The sequence below is a fragment of the Sphingomonas sp. genome (assembly GCF_035490575.1).
In the GTDB taxonomy this organism is placed as follows: domain Bacteria; phylum Pseudomonadota; class Alphaproteobacteria; order Sphingomonadales; family Sphingomonadaceae; genus Sphingomonas.
Map to the genome: position 1 here is coordinate 1 of NZ_DATJLI010000042.1, position 20,033 is coordinate 20,033.

Below are 20,033 nucleotides of genomic sequence, written 5' to 3' on the forward strand. Positions count from 1 at the left end.
GGATAGCGCGGGTCGTGCCATCTGCCTTGACCGTCTCCACGTTCGCATCCAGCACGCGCATCGCCACGGCCATATCCCCGGGATAGGTGGCAATGCACTGGTCGCTCGAACCGATCACGGCGAGCTGACGCGAGTAGCCGCCGATCGCAGCGCAGCCCGACCCCGGCTTGCGCTTGTTGCAGGGCATGTTGGGGTCATAGAAATAGGGACAGCGGGTCCGCTGAAGCAGGTTGCCCGCCGTGGTCGCCTTGTTGCGAAGCTGGCCGGAAGCTCCTGCCACGATCGCGCGGGTCAGCACGCCGTAATCGCGGCGGACGCGCGTATCGGCAGCGAGCGCGGTGTTGGTGACCAGCGCGCCAATCCGCAGGCCGCTATCCGTTGTCGGCTCGATGCGGTCGAGCTTCAGGTCCTGGACGTCGACCAGATGCCGGGGCGTCTCGATCTCCAGCTTCATCAGGTCGAGCAGGTTGGTGCCGCCGGCGATGAACTTCGCTCCGGGCTGACGGGCAACAGCGGCCGCGGCTTCCGCCGGCGTGTTCGCGCGCTCATAGGTGAAGGGCTTCATGCCCCGATCTCCTTGCTGGCGGTTCCCGCGACGTCCGCCATCGCCTCGGCGATGTTCGAATAGGCACCGCAACGGCAGATGTTGCCGCTCATCCGCTCGCGCATTTCGATGTTGGTTGGCTGCGGCCGCGCCGAAAGATCGGCCTGGACATGGCTCGGCACGCCGCGCTTGATCTCGTCTAGCACCGCGACGGCCGAACAAATCTGGCCCGGCGTGCAATAGCCGCACTGATAGCCATCATGACGAACGAACGCGGCCTGCATCGGGTGGAGCTTGTCGGGTGTCTCCAGCCCTTCGATCGTCTTCACCTCGTCGCCCTGATGCTGGACGGCGAGGCTCAGGCAGGAATTGATCCGCTCGCCGTTGACGATGACGGTGCAGGCTCCGCACTGCCCGTGATCGCAGCCCTTCTTCGTGCCGGTGAGCTTCAGATGCTCGCGCAACGCATCGAGCAGCGTCGTGCGCGTGTCGAGGTTTAGGTCACGACGCTTGCCGTTGACGGTGAGTGATACCGGCATAGTCGCGGGCGCAGCCGCTTTTGCGGGCTGTGCTTCCACTTGCGGGGCCGCTGCCAGCGCAGCCGCTGCGGCGCTGCCGGCGAGAACACCTCGCCTCGACATCTCCATCTCGCTCATCATCGCCGTCTCTCCCGTTACAGCTTGTTGTATAAGTCGTCGGCGACCGGCTCGAGCCACGTCACGGACGTACCGTCCTGCGCTTCCGACACCGCCACATGGGTCAACGCGCTATCGCGAGCTGCACCATGCCAGTGCTTGACGCCCGGCGAGATAAACACGGTGTCGCCGGTCGCGATCGGTTTTGCGGCCTCGCCGTCGACCTGGACCCATCCGTGTCCAGCGGTGACGATCAGCAATTGCCCCAGCGGGTGCGTGTGCCAGTTCGTATGCGCGCCCGGTTGGAACGTAACCGTCGCACCGCCAAGGCGCGCGTCGCCGGTGCCTTTGAATGGTGATGCGACCGACACGCTGCCGGTGAAATAGTCGGCGGGACCGGACTTCGGCTCATGGCCGGGATGGATGACCTGAACCTCTGACATGGCGGCATCCTCCTTTTTGGCGAATACCTTGCTCGCGACGCCGATGGCGGCGTTCGCTTTCGGCCACCCGGCGTAGAAAGCGAGATGGGTCAGCGCCTCAACGATCTGCGGCTGCGTCAGCCCGTTTTCGAGGCCATATTGGACATGGAAGGCGAGCTGGTCGCCATCACCGCCTGCGGAAAGCGCGGCGATGGTGACGAGGCTACGGTCGCGGGGCGATAAGTCAGTGCGTCGCCACAAGTCGGCGAACACGACGTCATTGGTAAGCTGCGCGAGCTTGGGTGCGATCGGAGCGAGCGTCCTGTCGACGGTCGCGGCACGCGCCGGATCGGAGCCGGGGAGCGGTGCGGTGGCCGGAGGCACCACTGCAAGCGGCTTCAGATCGACATGGCGTGCGGCAAATACCTTCTCGACCTCGTTCAAGGCCGAAACGGCGTTCGGCCACCCGGTATAGAAGGCGAGCTGCGTCACCATGCCGGCGACCTCGGACGGCTTGACGCCGTTATCGAGGCCACGACCAAGATGGCTCGTCATCTGCGCGGCCTTGCCCGTTGCGATAAGCACGGACAGGGTGACGATGCTACGGTCACGCGGGGCCAGTTCGGGACGCACCCACGCGTCGCCGAACAGCACCCGGTCCGTATAGCCAGCCAAGGCCGGCGCGATTGCCTGCATGTTCCTGGGCGCAACCGACGGACGCTCCTGCGCCTCGACCGGCACGGCCATCGCCAGCGCGGCAGCGGTTGCAGAAGCGACTTTCATCATCTCGTCTCCCATCCTGATCCCGGTTGAGATCAATCGCCGTCAGCGCCCGTCTTCACTGGCCGAACGAGACGCGAGAAGGTGAGCTGGGACAGGCGCCACTTGCCATCCTGGTTGTTGTAAACTTCCGTGACCATGAAAGGATTGGTGACGGTGCGGCCGCCGACCACGGCCTCCAGGTCAAGGTCTTCCAGCACGATCGCAGTGTTGCCGAACACCCGCACATTAACCGCGTAGATCGACGCCTTCTTGTACCAGATGCCACCGCTCTGGATGGTGGCGAGTTCCTGCGTCTTTCCCCACGTTCCGCCCATATGGGTGAACATGGCCCGATCGTCGAAGAGCGTCGCGAGGGAGTCGACCTTCTTGTCCGCCATCCAGTCCCATTTGGTCTTCGACAGGTCGATGACCTGCTGCTCGGTCGGGGTATGCGTGGCAGCCGTCTTGATCGTCTCCGTGGGCGGGGCCGGCGTTTGTTGCGCGAGCAACGGCTGCATAGGCAGCATTGACATGGCGACAGCACCTAGCAGGCCAAGCCGCTTCATTCCCTTGGTCGATCGAATGTCCATAACAACTGCTCCCGCACGAGGTTGAAAGAAGGCAGACTGATGCTGGAACATCAGCCTGGAATTGACGATCAGCGCTTCCGTTCGGCGAGCTACTTCACCATCGCCGGATCTCGGTGTCAGCGGTTTACGAACTGCTGATGCGAAGCCGCATAGCGCTCGCCAAGAACTTCAATCCCCGACAGAGCGTCGGCGATGCGCGCCAAGTCCTGATCGGTCAGCGCCAGATCGGCACCGCCTAGGTTTTCCTCCAGCCGGTGGAGCTTGGTTGTGCCGGGGATGGGTACGATCCACGGACGCTGTGCGAGCAGCCATGCAAGCGCGACCTGCGCGGGCTTTGCCCCCTTCTCGCTGGCGATCGTCGTGACCAGATCGACCAGCGCCTGGTTCGCCGCCATCGCATCCGGCTGAAAGCGTGGCACGGTGCTGCGGAAGTCATCGGGCGCGAACTTGGTGTCAGCCTTCAGCCGGCCGGTCAGAAAGCCCTTCCCGAGCGGTGCGAACGGCACGAAGCCGATCCCCAACTCCTCCAGAAGCGACAGGATCACTGCCTCTGGCTCACGCCAGAACATCGAATACTCGCTCTGAAGAGCCGCCACGGGCTGCACCACGTGGGCGCGACGGATCGCGTCCGGTCCGGCTTCCGACATACCGAAATACTTGACCTTGCCCTCAGCAATCAGGTCGCGAACCGTTCCAGCCACGTCCTCGATCGGCACGTTCGGATCGACACGGTGCTGATAGAAAAGGTCGATTCGATCGGTACGCAGCCGGGACAGCGCCTCGTTCGCGACCTGCCGGATACGCTCGGGACGACTGTTCAAGCCGTCGCTCGGCTTGCCGTTCTCGAACCCGAATTTGGTGGCGATCACCACCTGATCGCGAACCGGTGCCAGTGCTTCGCCGACGACCTCTTCATTGTCCCCCGGCCCATAGGCTTCGGCCGTGTCGAAGAAGGTAACACCACGATCGTGCGCCGCGCGGAGAAGCGAAACCGCCTCCGTGCGATCGGTAGCCGGGCCGTAGCCATAGCTAAGTCCCATGCACCCGAGCCCAACGACTGACACCTCAAGGCCGCTGCGGCCCAATACGCGCTTCTGCATCATCAAAATCCTCGTCTGGCCCGATGGTCACACGCCGGGCCACGATGATCGCAATGTAACTCGGAGCGGTTCTGGGAATTAGACAGGGTAAATCGCTTAGGTCTATGACACATTGTCATGAAACCCTTGGTGCTGCCCTGACATGCAACGTGAAGAGCTAGGCAATCTGGCTATGTTTCTAGCCGTCGCGGAGGAGCGCAGTTTCACTAAAGCTGCGGCAAAACTCGGCATTTCGCAGTCGGCGCTCAGTCATACGATGCGCCGCCTGGAAGCAAAGCTGGGTCTCCGATTGCTGACCCGGACGACGAGGAGCGTCGCTCCTACCGAAGCCGGTGAGCGTCTGATCGCAACACTGCGACCTGCCCTCGAGGAGATTGATGACAAGCTGGCATCGCTGACCGAGCTTCGCGAGCGTCCTGCCGGCAACGTCAGGATAACATCCAGCGCCCATGCAGCGCGAGCCGTGCTTTGGCCGGTCATCGATCGACTGACCGCTGAAAATCCCGATATCCATGTCGAAATCAGTATTGAGAGCGGCCTTGTTGATATCGTCAGCGGCAGGTTCGACGCTGGCGTTCGGCTAGGCGAGCGACTGGATCAGGATATGATCGCGCTGCCTATCAGCCCCAAGCTGCGCATGGCCGCGTTCGCGGCACCAAGCTATCTAGAACGGCATGGGACGCCTCAGACCCCCTACGATCTGGCAAAGCACAATTGCATCAGTCTCCGAATGGCGACTTCGGGCGGCTTATACGCTTGGGAATTTGAACGCGACGGCAAGGAGCTAAAGGTCAAAACGGAAGGCCAGCTCGTATTCAACGACGCTGACATGATCGTCGCCGCTGCACTGGCTGGACGCGGTATCGCGTTCACGGTTGAGGGCCACGTTGACCGCCACTTCGCCTCTGGCTCACTCGTGAGAGTGCTAGAGGATTGGTGCGAACCGTTCGATGGCTACTACCTCTATTATCCTAGCCGAAGACAGCGATCCCCTGCATTCAGTTTAGTGCTCGAAGCGCTGCGTTATCGAACCTAATGGATAAAGGCCGTAGGATGACGGGAATCTCTACGTCCCGGAAATCCGTTAAATACGGGTTCTGGGAACCGTAGATCATTACCATTTTGATGGTTTTCGGGACAGCTGGCGCCATAGCACTCGGCAGCTAATCGCTGCGGGACTTCTAATAGCTGCCGGGCAGGAATGTCCCCAATGTTGGTCTTTCCGGATCACAGCTCGGAGTTTGGTGAGCGAATGGCAGGTTGCGGATCCGCGCATCGGCACGGAAGAGGGCCGGAATGGCTTACGAATCGCCGTTTTGCGCGCCATTCTACGCCAGAGCACTCCCACCCGTTGGCGTAGCTTTACATTTCTAGGATAGGTGCGCAGATCGACCGAAGTAACAACTGAGTAGAACGGCCGATAGCAGACCCAAGATAGACGAGAACTGCTATTAGAGGACGGCGAAAACCGCCGCCAAAACTACGCTATTGCCACAGTTTTGTATCCGTCACTCCCACTCGATCGTGCCGGGGGGCTTGCTCGTATAGTCATAGGTGACGCGGTTGATACCGCGGACTTCGTTGATGATGCGGGTGGCCACGCGGGGCAGGAAGTCACCGGGGAAACCGAACGCCTCTGCCGTCATGCCGTCGGTCGAAGTGACGGCACGCAGCGCCAGCACATTGTCATAGGTCCGCCCGTCCCCCATCACGCCGACCGACCGCACCGGCAACAACACGGCGAACGCCTGCCAGATCGCATCATACAGCCCGGCGTTGCGGATTTCCTCGAGATAGATGGCATCGGCCTTGCGAAGAATGTCGCAGCGTTCGCGCGTTACTTCGCCGGGAATGCGGATGGCGAGGCCGGGACCGGGAAACGGATGCCGGCCAACGAAGATGTCGGGCAGGCCCAGCTCGCGGCCAAGTGCCCGCACTTCATCCTTGAACAGTTCGCGCAGCGGCTCGACCAGCTTCATGTTCATGCGTTCGGGCAGGCCGCCGACATTGTGATGGCTCTTAATGGTCACCGACGGGCCGCCGGTGAAGCTGACGCTTTCGATCACATCAGGATAGAGCGTGCCCTGGGCGAGGAACTCGGCGCCGCCGATCTTGCGCGCCTCGTCCTCGAACACGTCGATGAACGTCTTGCCGATGAACTTGCGCTTCACCTCAGGATCGGTGACCCCGGCCAGGCCCGACAGGAACAGCGTCTCGGCATTCACATGGACGAGCGGGATATTATAGGCGCCGCGGAACAGGCTGACGACCTGATCGGCCTCCCCCGCACGCATCAGGCCATGGTCGACGAACACGCAGGTCAACTGGTCGCCGATCGCTTCGTGGATCAAAACCGCCGCCACCGCCGAATCGACGCCGCCCGACAGGCCGCAGATGACGCGGCCGGTGCCCACCTGGGCGCGGATCTCCTCGATCTTGGCGGCGCGGAACTCGGCCATCGACCAGTCGCCGGGACAGCCGCAGACATGCCGCACGAAATTGGCGAGCAGCCGCCCGCCATCGGGCGTATGCACCACCTCCGGGTGGAACTGCATCGCATAATAACGGCGGTTGTCGTCGGCGATCACGGCAAAGGGCGCGCCGGGGCTTGCGGCGACCGGGCGGAAGCCGGGAGCAAGTGCCGTCACCTTGTCGCCATGGCTCATCCACACCTGATGGCTTTCGCGTTCGGCCCACATGCCGTCGAACAGCGCGCATCCGTCGCCGATCTCGATAAAGGCGCGGCCGAACTCGCCCGAATCGCCCGCCTGCACCGCGCCGCCCAGCTGGTGCATCATCACCTGCTGCCCGTAACAAATGCCCAGGATTGGCAGACCCGAATCGAAAATAGCCTGCGGCACGCGCGGACTGCCGTCGTCCAGCACCGACGCCGGGCTGCCCGACAGGATGATGCCGGCGGGCTTCATCCGCTCGAACGCGGGCTCAGCCGTGGTGAAGGGTGCGATTTCGGAATAGACGCCCGCTTCGCGCACGCGGCGCGCGATAAGCTGGGTGACCTGACTGCCGAAGTCGATGATGAGGATGGATTGCGACGGGGTCTGCATGGCCGGGCTGTAGCCGCACCGGGCGGCGGGGAAAAGAGCCTGACGCCCCTTCCCCCGCGCGATTGCTACTGCGCCTTGACCTCAAGCCCGGTCCATTTGGCGGCAAAGGCGTAGAGGTCGGCGGTTTCCTCGATGATCTTGTCGGTCGGCTTGCCCGAACCATGGCCCGCACGCGTTTCGATGCGGACCAGATGGGGTTTGGGACCGATATCGGACGCCTGCAGCATCGCGGTGTATTTGAAGGTGTGCCCCGGCACCACGCGGTCGTCGGTATCCGCCGTCGTCGCCAGGATCGCCGGATAGGTCTGACCCGCCCGGACATTGTGATAGGGCGAATAAGCGCGCAGGATCTTGAAATCCTCCGCCTTGGCCGGATAGCCGTAATCATCGACCCAGTATCGCCCGGCGGTGAACCGGTCGAAGCGCAGCATGTCCATGACGCCGACGGCGGGCAGCGCGGCGGCGAACAGGTCGGGGCGCTGGTTGACGACGGCGCCGACCAGCAGGCCGCCGTTCGACCCACCCTGAACCGCCAGCCCATCCTTTTTCGTCACGCCCTGTTCGATCAGATACTCGCCCGCCGCGATGAAATCGTCGAACACATTCTGCTTGTTGGCAAGCCGTCCGCCATCATGCCACGCCTTGCCATATTCGCCGCCACCGCGAATATTGGCGAGCGCAAAGACGCCGCCCTGCTCCAGCCAGGCGATCCGGGCGGATGAGAAAGCCGGGGTATAGCTGATGTTGAACCCGCCATAGCCCCACAGGACAGTCGGCGCGGGGCCGGTCACGTCCTTTCGCCGCACCACGAACATCGGCACGCGGGTGCCGTCCTTGGAATTGTAGAAACGCTGTTCGACGGCATAGCGCGACGGGTCGAACGCCACCTTGGGCGTCGCCCATGCGTCGGCGCGGTCGGCCTTTACGTCATAGCGATAGATGGTGGTCGGCACGTTGAAGCTGGTGAAGGCATAGAAGGCCTCGGCATCATCGGCATCGCCCGAAATGCCGGCGACGGTGCCGATGCCGGGCAGCGCGATCCTGCCCAGCATCCGGCCATCGGGCGAATAGCGGCGCACCTCGCTCTTGGCGTCGACCAGATAGGACAGCACCAGTTCGCCGCCGATCGTCCGCGCGCTTTCCAGCACGGCCTGATCCTGCGGCACCACGTCGCGGATGGCCGCCGGGTCGGCGATGTCCATCGCCACCACGCGCGAACGCGGCGCATCCTTGTTCGTCAGCCAGTAGAAAGTCGTGCCGCGATTGCCGGCATAGCTCCATTCATTCTCAAGCCCCTGCACCAGCTTGATCGGCTTCGCCGCCGGCGCGGTCAGGTCGACCAGCGTGACCTCATATCGGTTGTCGGTGCCCTCGCTGGTGGTCACGACCAGATAGCGGCCATCGTCGCTGACTTCTGCGGAATGCCCGCGCCGGGGCGTTTCCGGCGTCGAATAGATCAGTCGATCTGCGTCCTGCGCGGTCCCCAGCTTGTGGAAATAGACCGCCTGATTTTCGTTCAGCGCCTGAAACTGCTGGTCGGCCGCCGGGGCTGGAAAGCGCGAATAATAGAAACCCGAGCCGTCCTTGGCCCAGGCGAGGTTCGAGAACTTCACCCATTTGACCTGATCGGGCAGCACCCGACCCGTATCGACATCCAGCACGCGCACCGTACGCCAGTCCGACCCGCCATCCTGAATGCCATAGACGAGCCGCTTGCCATCCTGTGACGGCGCGTATTCGCTGAGCGCGGTCGCACCGTCCTTCGACCAGCCATTGGGGTCGATCAACACGCGGCCCTCACCGTCCAGGCTGTCGCGGACATACAGCACCGCCTGGTTCTGAAGGCCCGAATTGCGGCTGTAGAAATAACGCCCGCCTTTCTTCTCCGGCACGCCGAAGCGTTCGTAGTCGAACAATTGGGTCAATCGCGCCTTGAACGCGTCGCGGCCGGGCAGCGTCGCAAGATAGCGGTCCGTCACCTGGTTCTGGGCAGCGACCCAGGCCGCGACCCTGGGATCGTTGCGAACGTCGTTTTCGAGCCAGCGATACGGGTCCGCGACCTTTTCGCCATGCAGCGTTTCGGTCGCATCGACCGTATCGGTCGCGGGATAGGTGATGGCAGCCACGGTGTCGCGCGTCTCCGTCCGGGGATATTGAAAGGCGTGAATGGGGGCCGCAAACAACAGCGGCAAGAGGGCAAGCGCGCGACGCATCGAAACTGGTCTCCGATGAAACAAGAAAGGCCGCACCCTGACGGGATGCGGCCTTTCTTGCAACCATGGGGTCGATCGAGCGATCAGGCCGCTTCGTCGAAATCCTCGTCGGTCATGACCGGACCCGAATCCTGACCCTTGGCCGACACGTCACGGTCGACAAACTCGATGATCGCCATCGGCGCCGCGTCCGAAGCGCGGGGACCAGCCTTGATGATGCGGGTATAACCGCCGTTGCGGTCGGCATAGCGCGCGGCCAGAACGTCGAACAGCTTGGCAAGCTGTGCATCGTCAAGCAGGCGGGCATGGGCCAGACGACGGTTCGACAGGCCGCCCTTCTTCGCCAGCGTCACCAGCTTTTCAACATAGGGACGCAGTTCCTTCGCCTTGGCGACGGTCGTGGTGATCTGCTCATGCTTGATGAGCGCGGCCGACATGTTGCGGAACAGCGCGGTGCGATGAGCCGAGGTGCGCTGCAGCTTACGGCCACCATATTTATGACGCATGATATCTTCCTTCTCGTTCGTCAGGGGGCCGTCTTACGGAACCCCGAGCCAGGTGGGACGTAAGGGCCACCCCAAGTTCGTCGCTCCGGTCTCGACCGAAGCCCCTCATTCAACGGGCCGACGCGGCAAAGCCGCCTCGTCGGACGGCGCCTTGCGGCACCGCCGTCCGGGCTTTCATCGTCTTCGGGCTAGCGAACGCTAGCCCGATGCGATTCAGCCCATGATTTCCTGTTCGAGCTTCTTGGCCATTTCCTCGATATTCTCGGGCGGCCAGCCCGGAATTTCCATACCGAGGCGAAGGCCCATGCCCGACAGCACTTCCTTGATCTCATTGAGCGACTTGCGGCCGAAATTGGGCGTCCGCAGCATCTCCGCCTCGGTTTTCTGAACCAGATCGCCGATATAGATGATGTTGTCGTTCTTGAGGCAGTTGGCCGAACGAACCGACAATTCCAGCTCGTCGACCTTCTTGAGCAGGTTGCGGTTGATCGCCGCAGTGTCGCCCGGCGTCTCGGCAGCGGGCGCCGCGATGCCGCCGGTGGCGACCGGTGCGGCGCGGGTCATTGCCGAATCGTCGAAATGGACGAACAGCGACAGCTGATCCTGAAGGATGCGCGCGGCATAGGCCAGTGCATCGTCCGGGGTCACGGTGCCATCGGTTTCGACCGAAAGCGTCAGCTTGTCGTAATCGAGTTCCTGCCCGACGCGGGTATTCTCGACCTTGTAGCTGACCTGGCGCACCGGCGAATACAGCGCATCGACCGGGATCAGGCCGATCGGCGCATCGGCCGGACGATTCGCCGTGGCGGGGACATAGCCCTTGCCGGTATCGGCGGTCAGTTCCATGTTCAGCGTCGCGCCGTCATCCAGATGGCACAGCACCAGTTCGGGGTTCATCACCTCGATATCGCCCGACACGGCGATGTCGCCGGCCTTCACCTCTGCCGGGCCGGTGGCCGACAGTTGCAGCCGCTTGGGGCCTTCGCCCTGCATACGGATGGCGATCTGCTTGACGTTCAGGACGATGTCGGTCACGTCCTCGCGAACGCCCGTCAGCGAGCTGAACTCGTGAAGGACGTTCTCGATCTTGATCGACGTGACGGCGGCACCCTGAAGCGACGACAACAGCACGCGACGCAGCGCATTGCCGAGCGTCAGGCCAAAGCCGCGCTCAAGCGGTTCGGCAACGAACGTCGCCTTCCGCTTTGAATCGCCGCCCGACTTCTTTTCGAGGCCGTTGGGCTTCTTGAGTTCCTGCCAGTTCTTTGCGTTGACAGACACGGGCTTCCCCTGAGTTGGGCGGGAACGGGGCGCTTCCCGCCGAAACGCGGCGTCGCGCGGCGGCGCGGGCACAAGGCCACGAGCCGCCGCGCGACGCGATAATCAAATCAGACGCGACGACGCTTCGACGGACGAACGCCGTTGTGCGGGATCGACGTCACGTCGCGGATCGACGTGATCTGGAAACCGACCGCCTGCAGCGCGCGCAGCGCCGATTCGCGACCCGAACCCGGACCCTTCACTTCAACTTCCAGCGTGCGGACGCCGTGCTCGGCGGCCTTGCGGCCCGCGTCCTCGGCTGCGACCTGCGCGGCATAGGGAGTCGACTTGCGGCTGCCCTTGAAGCCCATCATGCCGGCCGACGACCATGAAATGGCGTTACCCTGGGCATCGGTGATGGTAATCATGGTGTTGTTGAAGCTGGCGTTCACATGGGCGACGCCGGCGGTGATATTCTTGCGCTCGCGACGGCGAATGCGCTGCGGTGCTTGTGCCATTGAAACGGTGTCCTGACCTTTTGTCTTGGTGCGGAGGCCGGGAGGCGGTCTGCCTCGAACCTGTCCCCGACGGAGAAGAAATGAAAATCGTCCCCCGGACGATCTTTACTTCTTCTTGCCCGCGATCGGCTTCGCCTTGCCCTTGCGGGTGCGCGCGTTGGTGTGCGTGCGCTGGCCGCGAACCGGCAGGCCCTTGCGGTGGCGCAGGCCGCGATAGCAGGCCAGGTCCATCAGGCGCTTGATGTTCATCGCCGTCTCACGACGAAGATCACCTTCCACCGTGTGGTCGGCGTCGATCGTCTCGCGGATCTGCAGCACTTCCTGGTCGGTCAGGTCCTGCACCCGACGCTCCGGCGTGATCGCCAGCTTTTCGGTGATTTCCTTGGCCTTTGTCGGGCCGATGCCGTGAATATACTGAAGCGCGATAACGACGCGCTTGTTGGTCGGGATGTTGACACCCGCAATACGAGCCATGAACCTTATTCTCCCAGCTCCACAGCAAGGCGCATGGCAGCGCCCCGCTATCTCTTCGCGTTAGTCCGAAACGCACGTCAGCGGCGGTCGCGAAATGCGCGCCGCCGGTCCACCGCGGTTTCGGAAGAGGCGTCAGTTAGGGCGGGCCGGCGCCCCTGTCAAGCGAGTCGGTCGCTGTCAAGCGTTAACACGTGGAACTATTTTCAGAATCAGGCGTGAGAACCACGCCCATCCGGCAATGCTCGCTCAATCGCGCGGACCAAGTATCGCTTCGATCGCAGCGGTCACATGCGCGATGTCGGCCATGCCGTCGATCCGCCTGACAAGGCCGTTGGCTTCGTAATGCGGCAGGATCGGCGCGGTCTTGGCACGGTATTCGGCCATGCGCGTGCGAACCGTTTCGGCATTATCGTCCGGTCGGCGTTTGAACTCTGTCGACCCGCAAACATCGCAAACACCCTCGACGGAGGGCTGCTTGAACGTGTCGTGATAGCCTTCACCGCACTTGGCGCAGGTGAACCGGCCGGTGATGCGCTCGACCAGCGCTTCTTCGTCCACGACCAGCTCGATCACATAATCGAGCTTGCGACCGCGCGCCGCCAATAGTTCGTCCAGCGATGCCGCCTGCGCCGCCGTGCGCGGATAGCCATCGAAGATCACGCCCGGCTCCGAACCCAGTTCGTCAAGCCGTTCGCCGATGATCCCCGACACGATCTCGTCGGAGACCAGCTGGCCGGCTTCCATCACGGCCTTGGCCGCAAGCCCGGTCGGCGTCCCCGCCTTGACCGCGGCGCGCAGCATGTCGCCGGTCGAAAGCTGCACCATGCCGCGTTCGGCGACCAGGCGGCTGGCCTGCGTGCCCTTGCCCGCCCCCGGCGGCCCAAGAAGGATGATGTCCACCTTTACTACCCCCTCCAAAACGGCGCCCGCCTCAGCGGACGCGACCGCCCTTCAGCTTGGCCTTCTTGATTAGATCGCCATACTGGTGCGCCAGCAGATGCGACTGGATCTGCGTCACCGTGTCCATGGTTACGTTGACCACGATCAACAGGCTCGTGCCGCCAAGGTAGAAGGGGATGCTGAGCGCCGAAACCAGATATTCGGGCAGCAGGCAGATGATCGTCAGATACGCCGCGCCGATCACGGTGATGCGCGTCAGCACATAGTCGAAATAGGCCTCAGTGTTCTTGCCGGGACGAATCCCGGGGATGAAGCCGCCATAACGCTTGAGGTTCTCAGCCGTCTCTTCGGGGTTGAAGACCACGGCGGTGTAGAAGAACGAGAAAAAGATGATCCCCGCCGCATACAGCGCCATGTAAACCGGGCTGCCATGCGTCAGATACTGGTTCAGCCCGATCATCGCGTCGTTCCACCAGCCACCGCCGCTCGCGCCGACGCTCTGGCCGGCGAACTGGCTGATCGTCAGTGGCATCAGCAACAGCGACGAAGCGAAGATCGGCGGAATCACGCCCGCGGTATTGATCTTGAGCGGCAGATGGCTGCGCTCGGCCTGCACGCCGCGCGCGGTCTGCCGCTTGGGATACTGGATCAGGATGCGGCGCTGAGCACGCTCCATGAAGCAGATGAACAGCACGAGCGCGGCAATCGCGACGATGATCCCGATCAGGCGGACCGGATCGACGGTGCCGGTGCGGCTGCCCTCGAACAACTGCACCAATGTGGTCGGCAGATGCGCGACGATGCCCGCCATGATGATGAGCGAGATGCCGTTGCCGATACCCCGGCTGGTGATCTGCTCGCCCAGCCACATCAGGAACATCGTGCCGCCGATGAGCGAGATGACCGCGCCGATGCGGAACACCATCCCCGGCTCCACCACGGCCTGCGCCCCGGCCGAGGCGCCGAATGCTTCCAGGCCGACGGCGATGAACCAGCCCTGGATCGCCGTCAGACCGACCGTGCCGTAACGGGTATATTGGTTCAGCCGCTTGCGGCCGCTCTCGCCTTCCTTCTTGATTGCGGCGAGTTGCGGCGACAGCGAAGTGGCGAGCTGAACGACGATCGACGCGGTGATATAGGGCATGACCCCCAGCGCGATGATCGACATCCGCTCAAGCGCACCGCCCGAGAAGGTGTTGAAGAAATCCATGACGCCGCCCTGCGTCTGCTGCGCCAGCAGGTTGAGCTGCGTCGGATCGACGCCGGGCAGCGGCACATAGCTCAGCATCCGGAAGATGATGAGCGCACCCAGGGTGAACCAGAGCCGCTTCTTCAACTCGGTCGCCTTGCCGAACTTCGACAGGCTGATGCTGGTGGCGAGATTGTCGGCTGCGGATGCCATGTCGTCGTCTGTCCCGGAAATCAGTGCGGGCGGAACCTTCGCGCGCGTCGGACGTGCATATAGGCGGTGACGCCGCGATGTCTAATGGGCGAACCGGCAAGGGTGCCGCTAATGCGCCCAGGGCCGACCGCCGCGAACGGGCGGAACGGCAAAAAGGGGAAGGCGCCCAACGGCCCCCTCCCCCTTTGCGTCAGGCGTTGGCCTTCTGCTTGGCGTCCTTGTCGGCCAGGCGCTCGGCGCGAGCCTTGCCCTTCTTGGCCGCGGCCTTTTCTGCGGCCGGAACGACCTCGATCACCTCGACCGAACCACCGGCCTTTTCGATCGCTTCACGCGCGCCCTTGGACACGCCGGCAACCTTGAGGCTCAGCTTCGCCGAAATTTCGCCCTTGCCCAGCAGACGGACACCGTCGGTGCCACCGCGCGTCAGGCCGGCAGCGTTCAGCGCCGCCTGGTCAATGGTCGCGCCGGTTTCCAGCTTGCCGGCGTCAATCGCCTTTTGAAGGGCGCCGACATTGATCTCGGCGTAATCCTTGCCGAACGGATTGTTGAAGCCGCGCTTCGGCAGCCGCATGTGGAGCGGCATCTGACCGCCCTCAAAGCCGTTGATCGCAACGCCCGAGCGTGCCTTCGCACCCTTCTGACCACGGCCGGCGGTCTTGCCCAGGCCCGAGCCGATGCCACGGCCGACGCGGACGCGTTCCTTGCGGGCGCCCTTGTTATCGCGGATGTCGTTCAGTTTCATGTCTTGCACTCGCTTTCGCTATGTTCGCGCCAAAAAGACGGAGGGTTCAAATCAGGAAGGGGGCCGTTAGCCCCCTTCCCTCATTCTGTCATGTCAAATCGAGGATCACTCCTCGACCGACACCATGTGGTGCACCTTCTGGACCATGCCGCGCACCGAAGGGGTGTCCTCCAGCTCGACCGTTTTGTGCATCTTGTTAAGACCCAGGCCGACCAGCGTCGCGCGCTGGTCCTTGGTCCGGCGGATGGGCGAACCCGTCTGCGTCACCTTGATCGTCGCCATCGCGCTTACTCCACGATTGCCGCGGCATCGGCCTCGGCGGTCTGCGAACCGCCACGGCCGAGCAGGTCGGCAATCTTCTTGCCGCGACGCTGTGCGACCGCCTTGGGCGAGGTCTGCTCGCCAAGGGCCTCGAACGTGGCGCGGATCATGTTGTAGGGGTTCGACGTGCCGGTCGACTTGGTCACCACGTCGGCAACGCCAAGGCTTTCGAACACGGCGCGCATCGGACCACCGGCGATGATGCCCGTGCCCGACGGTGCCGAGCGGACATAAACGTTGCCGGCACCGAAATGCCCGCGACCATCATGGTGAAGCGTCCGGCCCTCGCGCAGCGGCACGCGGACCATCTTCTTCTTGGCTGCCGCCGTCGCCTTGCTGATGGCTTCTGGCACTTCGCGCGCCTTGCCATGGCCAAAGCCGACCCGGCCCTTGCCGTCACCGACCACGACCAGCGCCGCGAAGCCGAAGCGCTTGCCGCCCTTCACCGTCTTGGACACGCGGTTGATGTGAACGAGCTTTTCGATCAGCTCTTCGCCGCCATCGTCACGGTTGCGGTCGTCGCGACGACCACGGTTGCCGTCACGACCGCCACGACCGCGATTGTCGCCGCCGCCAGGGCCACGGCCCCGGCCGCCACGACCGCCGCGCGGGGCGCCGGTGTTCGCATCCGGCGCGGTCGCCTCGACCGGGGTTCCGGTCTGGTTGTTCTCGTCCGCCATCTTAGAACTCCAATCCGCCTTCACGCGCGGCATCCGCCAACGCCTTGACGCGACCATGATAGAGGAAGCCGCCACGGTCGAACACAACCTGCGTCACCCCGGCCGCCTTGGCTGCCTCGGCCAGACGCTTGCCCACATCGGCCGCGGCCTCGGTGGTCGCGCCCAGCTTGCCCTTGCCGTCCTTGACCAGGCTCGATGCCGAAGCCAGCGTCTTGCCTTCGGTATCGTCGATCACCTGAGCATAGATATGCCGGCCCGAACGATGCACCGACAGCCGCGGACGGCCACCGGCCCGCGCGCGCAGCGCGGTGCGATTGCGGCGACGCCGCTTCTCGAAGAGAGAGAGACCCTTGCTCATTACTTCTTCTTCCCTTCCTTGCGGAAGATGAACTCGTCGGCGTATTTGATGCCCTTGCCCTTGTAAGGCTCGGGCTTGCGCCAGCGGCGGATCTCGGCGGCGACCTGGCCGACCTTCTGCTTGTCGATGCCGGAGATCTCGATCGTCGTCTGGTCGGGCGTCTTGATCTCGATCCCCTCGGGGATGTCGAAATTGACGTCGTGGCTGTAGCCGAGCTGCAGCTTGAGCGTCTTGCCCTGGGTGCTGGCGCGATAGCCGACACCGGTAATCAGCAGCTTCTTGGTGAAACCCTCGGTCACGCCGGTGACCAGGTTCTGCACCAGCGTGCGCTGCATCCCCCAGAACGCGCGAGCGCGCTTGGTCTCGTTCGCCGGCTGCACCGAAATGCCGCCATCGACGGCTTCATATTTGATGTCGTCGGCCAGCGGCATGTTGAGAGTGCCCTTAGGACCCTTCACGCTCAGCTCGCCGCCTGCGATGTTCGCCGAAACGCCCGCGGGGACGCTGACCGGCTTTTTGCCGATGCGGCTCATCAGAACACCTCCGCCAGCACTTCGCCGCCGACATTCTGCTCGCGCGCCTCGGCGTCGGACAGAACGCCCTTGGGCGTCGAGACGATCGTGATGCCCAAGCCGTTGCGAACGCGCGGCAGGTCCTGCGAACCTGAATAGACGCGGCGGCCCGGCTTGGACACGCGCGCGACATGCTTGATCGCGGGCTGACCCTCAAAATATTTCAGCTCGATGCGGATGCCGGCCGCGGGGCCCATCTGCTCTTCGCTGTAGCCACGGATATAGCCCTCGCGCTGAAGCACGTCGAGCACACGGACCCGCAGCTTCGACGCAGGCGAAAGGACCGAGTCCTTGCGCGCGCGCTGGCCGTTGCGGATGCGGGTGAGCATGTCACCCAGGGGATCGGTCAATGCCATCTTCTGGATCCCTTACCAGCTCGACTTCGTGACACCGGGGATCAGGCCCTTGTTGGCCAGATCACGCAGCATGACGCGAGCAAGACGGAACTTGCGGTAATAGCCGCGCGGGCGGCCGGTCAGTTCGCAACGGTTGCGAATGCGCGTCGGATTGCCGTTGCGCGGCAGCTCCGCCATCTTCAGCCGTGCGATGAGACGCTCGGTCTCATCGAGCGACTCGTCGTTCGCAATCGCCTTGAGCTTCGCATATTTGGGCGCATACTTCGCGACCATCTTGCGACGCTTCTCGTTCTTGTTCACAGAACTCAGTTTCGCCATGACTTAAGTTCTTCCTTCCTTACGCCGCCTGCTTCGCTTCTTCGTCCGCCGCTTGCGGGAACGGGAAGCCAAAGAGACGCAGAAGCTCACGTGCTTCGTCGTCGGTCTTTGCGGTCGTGGTGACGATCACATCCATGCCACGCACCTTTTCGATACGGTCATAGTTGATCTCTGGGAAAATGAGCTGTTCCTTGATGCCGCAGGCATAGTTGCCACGACCATCGAAGCTCTTCGGATTCAGGCCGCGAAAGTCGCGGACGCGCGGCAGCGCGATCGTGACGAAGCGGTCGAGAAACTCATACATGCGCTCGCGACGCAGCGTCACCTTGACGCCGATCGGCATGCCTTCACGCAGCTTGAACTGCGCGATCGACTTCTTGGCGCGCGTCACGACCGGCTTCTGACCAGCGATCAGTTCCATTTCGGACGCAGCCTGTTCGACCTTCTTCTTGTCCTGCGTCGCTTCGCCAACGCCCATGTTCAGGACGATCTTGTCGATGCGCGGCACTTCAAGCGCGTTCTTATAGCCGAACTTCTCGGTCATCGCCTTGGCGATCGAGTCGTCATACAGCTTGCGAAGGCGTGGGATGTAGGTGTCAGCCATTGATGACGTCCCCCGTCTTGGCGGCGACACGAACCTTCTTGCCGTCGCGGATTTCGAAACGGACGCGCGTCGGCTTGCCGTCGGCGGTCACATGGGCGACCTTCGAGATGTGCAGCGGCGCTTCCGAGCGTTCCAGACCACCCTGCGGCGCAGTCTGGGTCGGCTTCTTGTGGCGAACGGCAACGTTAACGCCGGCGACGACGACCTTGTCCTCGCGCGGCATCGAACGAACGACCTCACCGGTCTTGCCCTTGTCCTTGCCCGACAGGACGACTACCTTGTCGCCCTTCTTGATCTTGGCGGCAGCCATTACAGCACCTCCGGCGCGAGCGAGATGATCTTCATGTAACCCTTGCCGCGCAGTTCACGCACGACCGGGCCAAAGATACGGGTGCCGATCGGCTCCTCGTTCTTGTTCACGAGCACCGCGGCGTTGCCGTCGAAGCGGATCACCGAACCATCGGCGCGGCGGATATCCTTGCGGGTGCGGACGATGACGGCGCGATGCACGTCACCCTTCTTCACGCGACCGCGCGGGGCAGCTTCCTTGACGCTGACGACGATGACGTCGCCCACGCCGGCCGTGCGGCGCTTCGAGCCACCCAGCACCTTGATGCACTGAACCCGCTTGGCGCCACTGTTGTCAGCGACGTCCAGGTTGGACTGCATTTGGATCATTGATCCGTTCCTTCTCTCTGGGGTGGATACCGACCCAACCCCGCCTTGAAACAACCGCCGGCGGACCGGCGGCAGCCCTTACGCGCTGGCTTCCGCCGCGACCTCTTCGGGGGTTGCATGGGTGTTGACCCGCGCAACCACTTTCCAGGTCTTGAGCTTCGAGATCGGTGCGGTCTCTTCAATCCGCACAGTCTCGCCCTCGCGATATTCATTGCCCTCGTCATGGGCATGATATTTCTTCGAACGACGGATGATCTTGCCGTAGAGCGGGTGCTTGACCTTCCGCTCCACGCTGACAACCACCGTCTTGTCGGTCTTGTCCGAGACGATCATCCCGGTCAGCACACGCTTCGGCATGTCGGTCCCTTCCTTACTTCGCGTCCGAGCGCGAACGCTCGGTCTGCAGCGTCTTGATGCGCGCGATGTCGCGACGCACTTCACGGACGCGGCTCGACTTTTCCAGCTGGCTGGTCGCCGCCTGGAAACGAAGGTTGAACGCCTCGCGCTTCAGGTTGCCCAGCTCCTCGCCGAGCTGATCGTCGCTCTTGGCGCGCAGATCACTTGCCTTGGTCATCGATTAACCCTCCAGGTGCGACGTGTCGCCGAGGCGCGCCACGACCTTGGTCTTGATCGGCAGCTTCATCGCCGCACGCTCGAACGCTTCTGCCGCGAGCGGGCCGGGCACGCCGTCCAGCTCGAACAGGATGCGGCCGGGCTTGACGCGCGCCGCCCAGAATTCAGGCGCACCCTTGCCCGAGCCCATGCGGACTTCGGCGGGCTTGGACGACACCGGCAGATCCGGGAAAATCCGGATCCACAAGCGGCCCTGACGTTTGATGTGGCGCGTGATCGCGCGGCGAGCCGCTTCGATCTGGCGGGCGGTAATCCGCTCCGGCTCCATCGCCTTCAGGCCATAGGCGCCGAAGTTCAAGGTCGCGCCACCCTTGGCCTCGCCCTTGATCCGGCCCTTGAAGGCCTTGCGGAACTTTGTGCGCTTTGGTTGCAGCATCGGA

Annotated in this window: 27 protein-coding genes; 1 reads left to right on the forward strand and 26 read right to left on the reverse strand. The window is 63.3% G+C overall.

From position 1 onward, the window contains the following. The 5 genes from VL973_RS02785 to VL973_RS02805 form a co-directional block, all read right to left on the reverse strand. A partial coding sequence (locus VL973_RS02785) for an FAD binding domain-containing protein (protein WP_325282508.1) occupies positions 1 to 565 on the reverse strand: 565 nt, incomplete at its 3' end. After that, on the reverse strand, positions 562 to 1,200 hold the full coding sequence (gene paoA / locus VL973_RS02790) for an aldehyde dehydrogenase iron-sulfur subunit PaoA (protein ID WP_325282509.1): 639 nt from the start codon (positions 1,198 to 1,200) through the stop codon (positions 562 to 564). The genes paoA and VL973_RS02785, both read right to left, overlap by 4 nt. Positions 1,201 to 1,217: 17 nt before the next feature. Next, positions 1,218 to 2,399, reverse strand: coding sequence for a (R)-mandelonitrile lyase (locus tag VL973_RS02795; RefSeq protein WP_325282510.1), 1,182 nt, complete (start codon positions 2,397 to 2,399; stop codon positions 1,218 to 1,220). Positions 2,400 to 2,416: 17 nt separating this feature from the next. Next, positions 2,417 to 2,953 (reverse strand): nuclear transport factor 2 family protein, encoded by a 537-nt coding sequence (locus VL973_RS02800; protein WP_325282511.1) that lies wholly within the window; start codon positions 2,951 to 2,953, stop codon positions 2,417 to 2,419. Between the two features lie 116 nt (positions 2,954 to 3,069). Continuing rightward, positions 3,070 to 4,053, reverse strand: coding sequence for an aldo/keto reductase (locus VL973_RS02805; RefSeq protein ID WP_325282553.1), 984 nt, complete (start codon positions 4,051 to 4,053; stop codon positions 3,070 to 3,072). Between the two features lie 142 nt (positions 4,054 to 4,195). Here VL973_RS02805 and VL973_RS02810 point away from each other — a divergent pair, with 142 nt between their 5' ends. Next, positions 4,196 to 5,089, forward strand: a complete 894-nt coding sequence (locus VL973_RS02810; protein WP_325282512.1) for a LysR family transcriptional regulator — start codon at positions 4,196 to 4,198, stop codon at positions 5,087 to 5,089. Positions 5,090 to 5,561: 472 nt separating this feature from the next. Here the strand turns inward: VL973_RS02810 and guaA are convergent, their stop codons facing one another. The 21 genes from guaA to rplP all read right to left on the reverse strand — a co-directional run bounded on the left by guaA (position 5,562) and on the right by rplP (position 20,029). Then, positions 5,562 to 7,118 (reverse strand): glutamine-hydrolyzing GMP synthase, encoded by a 1,557-nt coding sequence (gene guaA / locus VL973_RS02815; protein WP_325282513.1) that lies wholly within the window; start codon positions 7,116 to 7,118, stop codon positions 5,562 to 5,564. A 65-nt stretch (positions 7,119 to 7,183) separates the two neighbouring features. Next, complete coding sequence (locus VL973_RS02820; RefSeq protein WP_325282514.1) at positions 7,184 to 9,331, reverse strand: prolyl oligopeptidase family serine peptidase; 2,148 nt, start codon at positions 9,329 to 9,331, stop codon at positions 7,184 to 7,186. A gap of 83 nt (positions 9,332 to 9,414) precedes the next feature. Beyond that, positions 9,415 to 9,837, reverse strand: coding sequence for a 50S ribosomal protein L17 (rplQ, locus tag VL973_RS02825; protein WP_325282515.1), 423 nt, complete (start codon positions 9,835 to 9,837; stop codon positions 9,415 to 9,417). A gap of 213 nt (positions 9,838 to 10,050) precedes the next feature. Continuing rightward, the gene (locus tag VL973_RS02830; RefSeq protein WP_325282516.1) at positions 10,051 to 11,118 is read right to left on the reverse strand and encodes a DNA-directed RNA polymerase subunit alpha; all 1,068 of its coding nucleotides are present in this window, start codon (positions 11,116 to 11,118) and stop codon (positions 10,051 to 10,053) included. A 107-nt stretch (positions 11,119 to 11,225) separates the two neighbouring features. Next, a complete protein-coding gene (rpsK, locus tag VL973_RS02835) occupies positions 11,226 to 11,615 on the reverse strand; it encodes a 30S ribosomal protein S11 (protein WP_325282517.1) in 390 nt (129 codons plus the stop codon). A gap of 105 nt (positions 11,616 to 11,720) precedes the next feature. Continuing rightward, positions 11,721 to 12,089, reverse strand: a complete 369-nt coding sequence (gene rpsM / locus VL973_RS02840) for a 30S ribosomal protein S13 (protein WP_325282518.1) — start codon at positions 12,087 to 12,089, stop codon at positions 11,721 to 11,723. A 246-nt stretch (positions 12,090 to 12,335) separates the two neighbouring features. Further along, positions 12,336 to 12,989 carry an adenylate kinase gene (locus VL973_RS02845; RefSeq protein ID WP_325282519.1) on the reverse strand — a complete coding sequence of 218 codons (654 nt, stop codon included), beginning with the start codon at positions 12,987 to 12,989 and terminating at the stop codon, positions 12,336 to 12,338. Positions 12,990 to 13,020: 31 nt separating this feature from the next. Further along, entirely contained in the window at positions 13,021 to 14,391 is a 1,371-nt protein-coding gene (gene secY, locus VL973_RS02850) for a preprotein translocase subunit SecY (protein WP_325282520.1), read from the reverse strand. Positions 14,392 to 14,581: 190 nt separating this feature from the next. Then, complete coding sequence (rplO, locus tag VL973_RS02855) at positions 14,582 to 15,133, reverse strand: 50S ribosomal protein L15 (RefSeq protein WP_325282521.1); 552 nt, start codon at positions 15,131 to 15,133, stop codon at positions 14,582 to 14,584. A 105-nt stretch (positions 15,134 to 15,238) separates the two neighbouring features. Continuing rightward, on the reverse strand, positions 15,239 to 15,415 hold the full coding sequence (gene rpmD / locus VL973_RS02860; RefSeq protein ID WP_325282522.1) for a 50S ribosomal protein L30: 177 nt from the start codon (positions 15,413 to 15,415) through the stop codon (positions 15,239 to 15,241). A gap of 5 nt (positions 15,416 to 15,420) precedes the next feature. After that, on the reverse strand, positions 15,421 to 16,134 hold the full coding sequence (gene rpsE / locus VL973_RS02865) for a 30S ribosomal protein S5 (protein WP_325282523.1): 714 nt from the start codon (positions 16,132 to 16,134) through the stop codon (positions 15,421 to 15,423). A gap of 1 nt (position 16,135) precedes the next feature. Continuing rightward, entirely contained in the window at positions 16,136 to 16,492 is a 357-nt protein-coding gene (gene rplR, locus VL973_RS02870; protein ID WP_325282524.1) for a 50S ribosomal protein L18, read from the reverse strand. After that, entirely contained in the window at positions 16,492 to 17,025 is a 534-nt protein-coding gene (gene rplF, locus VL973_RS02875; protein ID WP_325282525.1) for a 50S ribosomal protein L6, read from the reverse strand. Before rplF ends, rplR begins: the two co-directional genes overlap by 1 nt. Beyond that, entirely contained in the window at positions 17,025 to 17,420 is a 396-nt protein-coding gene (gene rpsH / locus VL973_RS02880) for a 30S ribosomal protein S8 (protein WP_325282526.1), read from the reverse strand. The genes rplF and rpsH overlap by 1 nt, the downstream gene beginning before the upstream one ends. Positions 17,421 to 17,432: 12 nt before the next feature. Then, positions 17,433 to 17,738: a 30S ribosomal protein S14 gene (gene rpsN, locus VL973_RS02885; RefSeq protein WP_325282527.1), complete on the reverse strand. Its 306-nt coding sequence runs from the start codon at positions 17,736 to 17,738 to the stop codon at positions 17,433 to 17,435. A 19-nt stretch (positions 17,739 to 17,757) separates the two neighbouring features. Then, complete coding sequence (gene rplE / locus VL973_RS02890; protein WP_325282528.1) at positions 17,758 to 18,342, reverse strand: 50S ribosomal protein L5; 585 nt, start codon at positions 18,340 to 18,342, stop codon at positions 17,758 to 17,760. Next, positions 18,335 to 18,652 (reverse strand): 50S ribosomal protein L24, encoded by a 318-nt coding sequence (gene rplX, locus VL973_RS02895; RefSeq protein ID WP_325282529.1) that lies wholly within the window; start codon positions 18,650 to 18,652, stop codon positions 18,335 to 18,337. The genes rplE and rplX overlap by 8 nt, the downstream gene beginning before the upstream one ends. Beyond that, a complete protein-coding gene (rplN, locus tag VL973_RS02900; protein WP_096343776.1) occupies positions 18,652 to 19,020 on the reverse strand; it encodes a 50S ribosomal protein L14 in 369 nt (122 codons plus the stop codon). Before rplN ends, rplX begins: the two co-directional genes overlap by 1 nt. Positions 19,021 to 19,098: 78 nt before the next feature. Beyond that, positions 19,099 to 19,377 (reverse strand): 30S ribosomal protein S17, encoded by a 279-nt coding sequence (gene rpsQ / locus VL973_RS02905; RefSeq protein ID WP_325282530.1) that lies wholly within the window; start codon positions 19,375 to 19,377, stop codon positions 19,099 to 19,101. A gap of 13 nt (positions 19,378 to 19,390) precedes the next feature. Further along, entirely contained in the window at positions 19,391 to 19,594 is a 204-nt protein-coding gene (rpmC, locus tag VL973_RS02910) for a 50S ribosomal protein L29 (RefSeq protein ID WP_325282531.1), read from the reverse strand. A 3-nt stretch (positions 19,595 to 19,597) separates the two neighbouring features. Then, on the reverse strand, positions 19,598 to 20,029 hold the full coding sequence (rplP, locus tag VL973_RS02915) for a 50S ribosomal protein L16 (protein ID WP_096343773.1): 432 nt from the start codon (positions 20,027 to 20,029) through the stop codon (positions 19,598 to 19,600). Positions 20,030 to 20,033: the final 4 nt, after the last annotated feature.

Excerpts from the sequence above, each read along its gene's own strand:
- rplE (WP_325282528.1), bottom strand. The coding sequence starts at position 18,342 with ATGGCTGACACCTACATCCCACGCCTTCGCAAGCTGTATGACGACTCG.
- rplF (WP_325282525.1), bottom strand. The coding sequence starts at position 17,025 with ATGAGCCGCATCGGCAAAAAGCCGGTCAGCGTCCCCGCGGGCGTTTCG.
- rpsQ (WP_325282530.1), bottom strand. The coding sequence starts at position 19,377 with ATGCCGAAGCGTGTGCTGACCGGGATGATCGTCTCGGACAAGACCGAC.
- rpsE (WP_325282523.1), bottom strand. The coding sequence starts at position 16,134 with ATGGCGGACGAGAACAACCAGACCGGAACCCCGGTCGAGGCGACCGCG.
- VL973_RS02795 (WP_325282510.1), bottom strand. The coding sequence starts at position 2,399 with ATGGGAGACGAGATGATGAAAGTCGCTTCTGCAACCGCTGCCGCGCTG.
- rpsK (WP_325282517.1), bottom strand. The coding sequence starts at position 11,615 with ATGGCACAAGCACCGCAGCGCATTCGCCGTCGCGAGCGCAAGAATATC.
- rpsH (WP_325282526.1), bottom strand. The coding sequence starts at position 17,420 with ATGGCATTGACCGATCCCCTGGGTGACATGCTCACCCGCATCCGCAAC.
- rplO (WP_325282521.1), bottom strand. The coding sequence starts at position 15,133 with ATGAAACTGAACGACATCCGCGATAACAAGGGCGCCCGCAAGGAACGC.
- rpsM (WP_325282518.1), bottom strand. The coding sequence starts at position 12,089 with ATGGCTCGTATTGCGGGTGTCAACATCCCGACCAACAAGCGCGTCGTT.
- VL973_RS02805 (WP_325282553.1), bottom strand. The coding sequence starts at position 4,053 with ATGCAGAAGCGCGTATTGGGCCGCAGCGGCCTTGAGGTGTCAGTCGTT.
- guaA (WP_325282513.1), bottom strand. The coding sequence starts at position 7,118 with ATGCAGACCCCGTCGCAATCCATCCTCATCATCGACTTCGGCAGTCAG.
- rplX (WP_325282529.1), bottom strand. The coding sequence starts at position 18,652 with ATGGCTGCCGCCAAGATCAAGAAGGGCGACAAGGTAGTCGTCCTGTCG.
- rpmC (WP_325282531.1), bottom strand. The coding sequence starts at position 19,594 with ATGACCAAGGCAAGTGATCTGCGCGCCAAGAGCGACGATCAGCTCGGC.
- rplP (WP_096343773.1), bottom strand. The coding sequence starts at position 20,029 with ATGCTGCAACCAAAGCGCACAAAGTTCCGCAAGGCCTTCAAGGGCCGG.
- secY (WP_325282520.1), bottom strand. The coding sequence starts at position 14,391 with ATGGCATCCGCAGCCGACAATCTCGCCACCAGCATCAGCCTGTCGAAG.
- rplR (WP_325282524.1), bottom strand. The coding sequence starts at position 16,492 with ATGAGCAAGGGTCTCTCTCTCTTCGAGAAGCGGCGTCGCCGCAATCGC.
- rplQ (WP_325282515.1), bottom strand. The coding sequence starts at position 9,837 with ATGCGTCATAAATATGGTGGCCGTAAGCTGCAGCGCACCTCGGCTCAT.
- rpmD (WP_325282522.1), bottom strand. The coding sequence starts at position 15,415 with ATGGCGACGATCAAGGTGACGCAGACGGGTTCGCCCATCCGCCGGACC.
- rpsN (WP_325282527.1), bottom strand. The coding sequence starts at position 17,738 with ATGGCGAAACTGAGTTCTGTGAACAAGAACGAGAAGCGTCGCAAGATG.
- VL973_RS02810 (WP_325282512.1), top strand. The coding sequence starts at position 4,196 with ATGCAACGTGAAGAGCTAGGCAATCTGGCTATGTTTCTAGCCGTCGCG.
- rplN (WP_096343776.1), bottom strand. The coding sequence starts at position 19,020 with ATGATCCAAATGCAGTCCAACCTGGACGTCGCTGACAACAGTGGCGCC.
- VL973_RS02800 (WP_325282511.1), bottom strand. The coding sequence starts at position 2,953 with ATGGACATTCGATCGACCAAGGGAATGAAGCGGCTTGGCCTGCTAGGT.
- paoA (WP_325282509.1), bottom strand. The coding sequence starts at position 1,200 with ATGAGCGAGATGGAGATGTCGAGGCGAGGTGTTCTCGCCGGCAGCGCC.
- VL973_RS02820 (WP_325282514.1), bottom strand. The coding sequence starts at position 9,331 with ATGCGTCGCGCGCTTGCCCTCTTGCCGCTGTTGTTTGCGGCCCCCATT.